The 1,414-nt window shown below is 56.0% G+C and carries 1 rRNA gene; it reads left to right on the forward strand.

Annotation, left to right across the window (positions count from 1 at the left end):
* Positions 1-1,392, forward strand: a 23S ribosomal RNA gene (locus tag AOQ53_RS19560); the annotation flags it as partial.
* Positions 1,393-1,414: the final 22 nt, after the last annotated feature.

A 1,414-nucleotide genomic window follows, 5' to 3' on the forward strand; every position in this document is an offset into this window, starting at 1 on the left:
CTGAGACCTGATGCCGAGCCGATTGTGGTGAAGTGGATGATCCTATGCTGTCGAGAAAAGCCTCTAGCGAGTTTCATGGCGGCCCGTACCCTAAACCGACTCAGGTGGTCAGGTAGAGAATACCGAGGCGTTCGGGTGAACTATGGTTAAGGAACTCGGCAAAATGCCCCCGTAACTTCGGGAGAAGGGGGGCCACATCTGGTGAGAACACTTGCTGTTCGAGCTGGGGGTGGCCGCAGAGACCAGCGAGAAGCGACTGTTTACTAAAAACACAGGTCCGTGCGAAGCCGTAAGGCGATGTATACGGACTGACGCCTGCCCGGTGCTGGAACGTTAAGGGGACCGGTTAGTCACTCTTCGGGGTGGCGAAGCTGAGAACTTAAGCGCCAGTAAACGGCGGTGGTAACTATAACCATCCTAAGGTAGCGAAATTCCTTGTCGGGTAAGTTCCGACCTGCACGAATGGCGTAACGACTTCTCGACTGTCTCAACCATAGGCCCGGTGAAATTGCACTACGAGTAAAGATGCTCGTTTCGCGCAGCAGGACGGAAAGACCCCGGGACCTTTACTACAGTTTGATATTGGTGTTCGGTTCGGCTTGTGTAGGATAGCTGGGAGACTGTGAAGCGCTAACGCCAGTTAGTGTGGAGTCGTCGTTGAAATACCAGTCTGGTCGTGCTGGATGTCTAACCTGGGTCCGTGATCCGGATCAGGGACAGTGTCTGATGGGTAGTTTAACTGGGGCGGTTGCCTCCTAAAGAGTAACGGAGGCGCCCAAAGGTTCCCTCAGCCTGGTTGGCAATCAGGTGTTGAGTGTAAGTGCACAAGGGAGCTTGACTGTGAGACCGACGGGTCGAGCAGGGACGAAAGTCGGGACTAGTGATCCGGCGGTGGCTTGTGGAAGCGCCGTCGCTCAACGGATAAAAGGTACCCCGGGGATAACAGGCTGATCTTCCCCAAGAGTCCATATCGACGGGATGGTTTGGCACCTCGATGTCGGCTCGTCGCATCCTGGGGCTGGAGTCGGTCCCAAGGGTTGGGCTGTTCGCCCATTAAAGCGGTACGCGAGCTGGGTTTAGAACGTCGTGAGACAGTTCGGTCCCTATCCGCTGTGCGCGTAGGAGTCTTGAGAAGGGCTGTCCCTAGTACGAGAGGACCGGGACGGACGAACCTCTGGTGTGCCAGTTGTTCTGCCAAGGGCATGGCTGGTTGGCTACGTTCGGGAGGGATAACCGCTGAAAGCATCTAAGCGGGAAGCCTGCTTCGAGATGAGGACTCCCACCTCCTAGAGAGGGTAAGGCTCCCAGTAGACGACTGGGTTGATAGGCCGGATATGGAAGCACGGTAACGTGTGGAGTTGACCGGTACTAATAGGCCGAGGGCTTGTCCTCAGTTGCTCGCGTCCACTGTGTT

It is taken from the genome of Streptomyces azureus (genome assembly GCF_001270025.1).
GTDB classification, from domain to species: Bacteria; Actinomycetota; Actinomycetes; order Streptomycetales; family Streptomycetaceae; genus Streptomyces; species Streptomyces azureus.